General features: G+C 72.8%; 6 protein-coding genes and 1 pseudogene. 3 read left to right on the top strand and 4 right to left on the bottom strand.

Annotated features, from left to right (window positions below; translation table 11 throughout):
* The 4 genes and pseudogenes from GTW43_RS15695 to GTW43_RS15680 all read right to left on the bottom strand — a co-directional run.
* Positions 1-303 (bottom strand): annotated as a pseudogene (locus GTW43_RS15695) (phosphotriesterase); the annotation flags it as partial.
* Positions 300-884 (bottom strand): DUF4865 family protein, encoded by a 585-nt coding sequence (locus GTW43_RS15690; protein ID WP_161302621.1) that lies wholly within the window; start codon positions 882-884, stop codon positions 300-302. The gene GTW43_RS15690 and the pseudogene GTW43_RS15695, both read right to left, overlap by 4 nt.
* A 34-nt stretch (positions 885-918) precedes the next feature.
* Positions 919-1,317, bottom strand: a complete 399-nt coding sequence (locus tag GTW43_RS15685) for a cupin domain-containing protein (RefSeq protein ID WP_161302618.1) — start codon at positions 1,315-1,317, stop codon at positions 919-921.
* A gap of 90 nt (positions 1,318-1,407) precedes the next feature.
* On the bottom strand, positions 1,408-1,992 hold the full coding sequence (locus GTW43_RS15680; protein ID WP_161302617.1) for a TetR/AcrR family transcriptional regulator: 585 nt from the start codon (positions 1,990-1,992) through the stop codon (positions 1,408-1,410).
* Positions 1,993-2,178: 186 nt separating this feature from the next.
* On the opposite strand from GTW43_RS15680, the gene GTW43_RS15675 reads away from it, so the two are divergent.
* From GTW43_RS15675 to GTW43_RS15665, 3 genes are all read left to right on the top strand, one after another.
* Positions 2,179-2,472 carry an SHOCT domain-containing protein gene (locus tag GTW43_RS15675; RefSeq protein ID WP_161302615.1) on the top strand — a complete coding sequence of 98 codons (294 nt, stop codon included), beginning with the start codon at positions 2,179-2,181 and terminating at the stop codon, positions 2,470-2,472.
* Positions 2,469-3,239, top strand: a complete 771-nt coding sequence (locus GTW43_RS15670) for an ABC transporter ATP-binding protein (RefSeq protein ID WP_161302613.1) — start codon at positions 2,469-2,471, stop codon at positions 3,237-3,239. Before GTW43_RS15675 ends, GTW43_RS15670 begins: the two co-directional genes overlap by 4 nt.
* On the top strand, positions 3,236-4,360 hold a 1,125-nt coding region (locus GTW43_RS15665), incomplete at its 3' end, for an ABC transporter permease (RefSeq protein ID WP_161302611.1). The genes GTW43_RS15670 and GTW43_RS15665, both read left to right, overlap by 4 nt.

The following is a 4,360-nucleotide window of genomic DNA, read 5'->3' as shown; positions in this document are numbered from 1 at the left end:
CGCGGCGGGCTCGTAGTGCGCCGACTGGTGCAGCCCCGTAGCGGCGACGACGTGCACCCCGGTGGCCGCCGACAGCGCCGGGAGCTCCGCGGCCCGGCGTCCGAGCCCGTACGGAGTCCACTGCACGACGGTCCCGCCGCCGACCGCCGCGAAGGCCGCCAGTTCCTCCCGCGCGAGACCGGTGTCGTCGAGCTCCTGCCCCTTCAGCAGGGGGCTGCGGAAGAAGAGATGGTCGTGTGCGTCCACGACCCCGAGCAGCTGTGGATCCAGGTCGCCGCGCACACCGCGGACAGCCGCGCTCACCACTGCCGTCCCGGCTTCAGACGGTCCCGCTCCGGCTCGGACAGGTGCAGGACCTGGAAGACCTCGCCCTCGGCGGCAGGCTCCGGATCCGACCACACGGAGAAGACGCACCGCTCCCAGGTGCGCGGATCCACCGCCCCCGCCGCGAACAACACGCCCTCGGAAGCGGCGAGTTCGGCCACCTCGCGCTCCACGTCGGGCACGAGCCCGTCCAGGTCGGCGTCCGCGGCGATCGGCGTCCGGCGGCGCACCGCCGCACGCGCCGGGGCGCCGCCGGGTCTCCCCGGCGCGTACGCCACGCCCATCCAGTGCTGTACCTCAGGCCGGCCGAAGTCGGCGACGAGGCCGCGGAATCCGGGGCCCCAGAGGAAGCTGTTCATGCCCTCGGGGGTGGCCCACAGGTAGAAGGGCGCGTACTGGTTCACGGGGGAGCCCGCGACGCCGCGCTCCCGCATCAGATATGCCTTCGCGGCCAGCCCGGGAAAGTCGTCGAGCAGATGTCCCTTCGTGGCGACCCGCTCGCGGATCACGTCCATGTCGTAGTCGGCGGGCAGGGTGATCTCGTACTGCAACGCGTGCATCGGTCGTTCCTCTCGGGCGACTGCCTGTCGTCTGTCAGGCGTCCGGGTAGGCGGCGGGGCCGACATGCTCGCCCCAGCACACGGTCGTGCCGTCCTCGGCGGCCTCGACCGTGGCCAGATGGCTCATGGAGGTGTGCGGGCCCGCGCCGTGCCAGTGGTTCTCCCCCGGTTCGATCCACACGGAGTCGCCGGGGCGGATCACCTCGACCGGGCCGCCCTCACGCTGCACCCGGCCCTCGCCCGCCAGTACGTGCAGGACCTGGCCGTGCGGGTGCGTGTGCCAGGCGGTGTGCGCCCCCGGCGCGAAGTGCACGTCGAACATCCTCAGACGGGAGGGTGCTGGGGGCGCCGCGACCGGTTCGAGGCGGACCGTGCCGGTGAAGTGTTCGGCCGGACCCTGCTGGGTCGCGGTGCCGGTGCGGGTGATCTGCACGGTGAAGGCCTCATTCGCAGGAAGGGAGAAGGGAAACAGAGACACTCGGACGAGCGGAAAGGCTCGGAAGAGCGGAAAGGAGGGGGCGAGTCAGGATCTGAGCAGCGCCAGCAGGCCGCGCACGGCACCGTCGAAGGACTCCGTCGCACCTGAGGCGCGGGCCAGCACGTAGCCACCCTGGACCGTGGCCACCATGGCCGCCGCGATCTCGGCCGGGACCAGCCGCGCGGAGAACTCGCCGCTGTCGACGCCCTCCTGGACGATCGCGGCCAGCCGCTCTTCGACGTACGAGATCGTCTCGTCCACGGGGGCACGCAGGTCCTCGTCGGCGATCACGTCCGGGTCCATCGTCAGCCGGCCGACGGGGCAGCCGCGCAGCACGTCGCGCTCGCGCAGGAGGTACGCCTCGATGCGGGAGAAGGCCGAGCCGTCCCCGTCGAGCAGCTGGTCCGTGGCGCTCCGCAGCTCCTCGCCGGTGCGCCGCACCGCGGCGAGCGCCAGCTCCTGCTTGCCCGCGAAATGGTGGTACATGCTGCCCTGGCCGGCCCCGGCGCGCTGCAGGATCGCCTTCGGGCTCGTCCCGACGTACCCCCGCTCCCACAGGAGCTCGCGGGCCGCCTCGATCAGCCGCTCCTGCGTGCTCGCCCCGCTCGCGTCGTCCCTCGTCCCGTTCATGATCCTCACTGTACATACCAGTAGGTACAGAATCCAGCGCGGGCAGGAAGCAGCCGCGCCGGGCCCCCGTACTCCCGCTGAGGTACATCCGGTGCCGCTGGCCGTACGACGACGGGGACCCCCCTGCGGCGGGAGGCTCGAGTCATCGAGAAAACCCGCAGCACACCCCATCGGGAGATGAGTCAGATGCAGACCCTGGCAAGCTTCGGCGGCGACGGACCCGGCCCGTGGATCCTGTTCTTCCCGCTCGTCTGGGCGGCCGTCGTGATCGGCGTCGTCACCCTGCTGCGCCGCACCGTGTGGCGCGGACGCCGCGGCCCGTGGAACGCCGCACCGCGCCGCACCGACGAGAACTCGCCCATCGCGCTGCTCGGCCGGCGCTTCGCCGCCGGTGAGATCGACGAGGACGAGTACTGGCGCCGGCTGACCGTGCTCAACGAGGAGTTCGGCCACCTCGGCTCGAAGGGCGGTGCGGCATGACCACCGCGACGCTCACGCACACCGCGGCGCGCGTCGAGAACGCCGTCAAGGTGTACGGCTCCGGCGACACCGCCGTCCGTGCCCTCGACGGCGTGACCGTCGGCTTCCGCACCGGACGCTTCACCGCGATCATGGGGCCCTCGGGCTCCGGCAAATCGACCCTGATGCACTGCGCGGCCGGGCTCGACACCCTCACCGGCGGCACCGCCCACATCGGCGACACGGAGCTCAGCGCACTCGACGACCGCCGGCTCACGCTGCTGCGCCGGGACCGGATCGGCTTCGTCTTCCAGGCCTTCAACCTGGTGCCCACGCTCACCGTCGCCGAGAACATCACCCTGCCGAGCGACCTCGCCGGACGCCACCCCGACCCCGAGTGGCTGGACGCGCTCGTCGACGTCGTCGGACTCCGCGACCGGCTGCACCACCGGCCCGCCGAACTCTCCGGCGGGCAGCAGCAACGCGTCGCCGTGGCCCGCGCGTTCGCCGGCCGGCCCGAGGTCGTCTTCGCCGACGAGCCCACCGGCAACCTCGACTCCCGCTCCGGCGCCGAGGTGCTCGGGCTGCTCGGCGACACGGTGCGCCGCACCGGCCGCACCGTCGTCATGGTCACCCACGACCCCGTCGCCGCCGCCCACGCGGACGAGGTCGTCTTCCTCGCCGACGGCCGCCTCGTCGACCGGATGGACCGCCCCACCGCGGACTCCGTCCTCGACCGCATGAAGGCCTTCGACACCGCCGCGTCCCGGCCGGGAGGCCCGTCATGAACGCCGCCGCACGACTCAGCCTGACCTCGCTGCGCGCCCACCGACGACGCTTCGCCGGCACCTTCTTCGCCGTCCTGCTCGGCGTCGCCTTCCTCACCGGCACCCTCGTCATGGGGGACACGCTGCGCGCCAGCTTCGACTCCCTCTTCGCGGGCGCCACCAGCGGCACCGACGCCGTCGTCCGCAGCAGCAACGTGATCACGACACCGGGCGAGGCCCAGGGCACCCGCCAGCCGGTCCGCGCCTCCCTCGCCGACGACCTCGCCGACACCCCGGGCGTCGCCGCCGCCGCACCGAACATCCAGGGGGCCGGCCAGCTCGTCGGCACGAACGGCAAGCCGATCGGCGGCCAGGGACCGCCCACCCTCGCCGGCAACTGGATCACCGACCCGCAGCTGAACCCGTACCGGATCGCCGAGGGCCACGCCCCGCAGCACACCGGCGAGGTCGTCGTGAACCGCGGTGCCGCCGACAAGGGCGGCCTGAAGATCGGCGACACCACGACGCTGCGCACCCCCGACCCCGTCCGGGTCACCGTCGTGGGTCTCGCCACCTTCGGCGGCGAGGACGGCATGGCCCAGTCCACGTTCACCGGGATGACCCGCGCCGACGCCGAGAAGTACCTCGCGGCGAAGCCCGGCGAGGCCGCGTCCGTGCAGGTCCGCGCGGAGCCCGGCGTCAGTCAGCAGCAGCTCGTCGACGACCTGCGGCCCGCACTGCCGCACGGGGTCCAGGCGATCACCGGTGAGGCCTCCGCGCAGGAGAACACCGACATGATCTCCGGCCAGTTCCTGACCCTGTTCACCACCTTCCTGCTCGTCTTCTCCGGCATCGCCCTGCTCGTCGCGACGTTCTCCATCCACAACACGTTCGCGATCGTCGTGGCCCAGCGCACCCGGGAGAACGCCCTGCTCAGGGCGCTCGGCGCGGCGCGCCGCCAGGTCACGCAGATGACCCTCGTCGAGGCCGCCGCCGTGGCCGTGGCCGCCTCCGCGACCGGACTCGCGGGCGGCATCGGCATCGCCGCCGGGCTGCAGGCGCTCTTCCCCGCGATCGGATTCCCCTTCCCCGACGGCGCGTTGGTGATCGCCCCGCTGTCCCTCCTGCTTCCGCTGGCCGTC

The sequence above is a fragment of the Streptomyces sp. SID5785 genome (genome assembly GCF_009870065.1).
In the GTDB taxonomy this organism is placed as follows: Bacteria; Actinomycetota; Actinomycetes; order Streptomycetales; family Streptomycetaceae; genus Streptomyces.
The sequence above is the reverse complement of the archived record's forward strand: the minus strand, read 5'-3'. Positions and strand labels throughout refer to the sequence as shown.

What these genes read in the sequence shown, in the direction of transcription:
- GTW43_RS15680 (WP_161302617.1), bottom strand. Translation starts at nt 1,992, where the DNA reads ATGAACGGGACGAGGGACGACGCGAGCGGGGCGAGCACGCAGGAGCGG.
- GTW43_RS15690 (WP_161302621.1), bottom strand. Translation starts at nt 884, where the DNA reads ATGCACGCGTTGCAGTACGAGATCACCCTGCCCGCCGACTACGACATG.
- GTW43_RS15670 (WP_161302613.1), top strand. Translation starts at nt 2,469, where the DNA reads ATGACCACCGCGACGCTCACGCACACCGCGGCGCGCGTCGAGAACGCC.
- GTW43_RS15675 (WP_161302615.1), top strand. Translation starts at nt 2,179, where the DNA reads ATGCAGACCCTGGCAAGCTTCGGCGGCGACGGACCCGGCCCGTGGATC.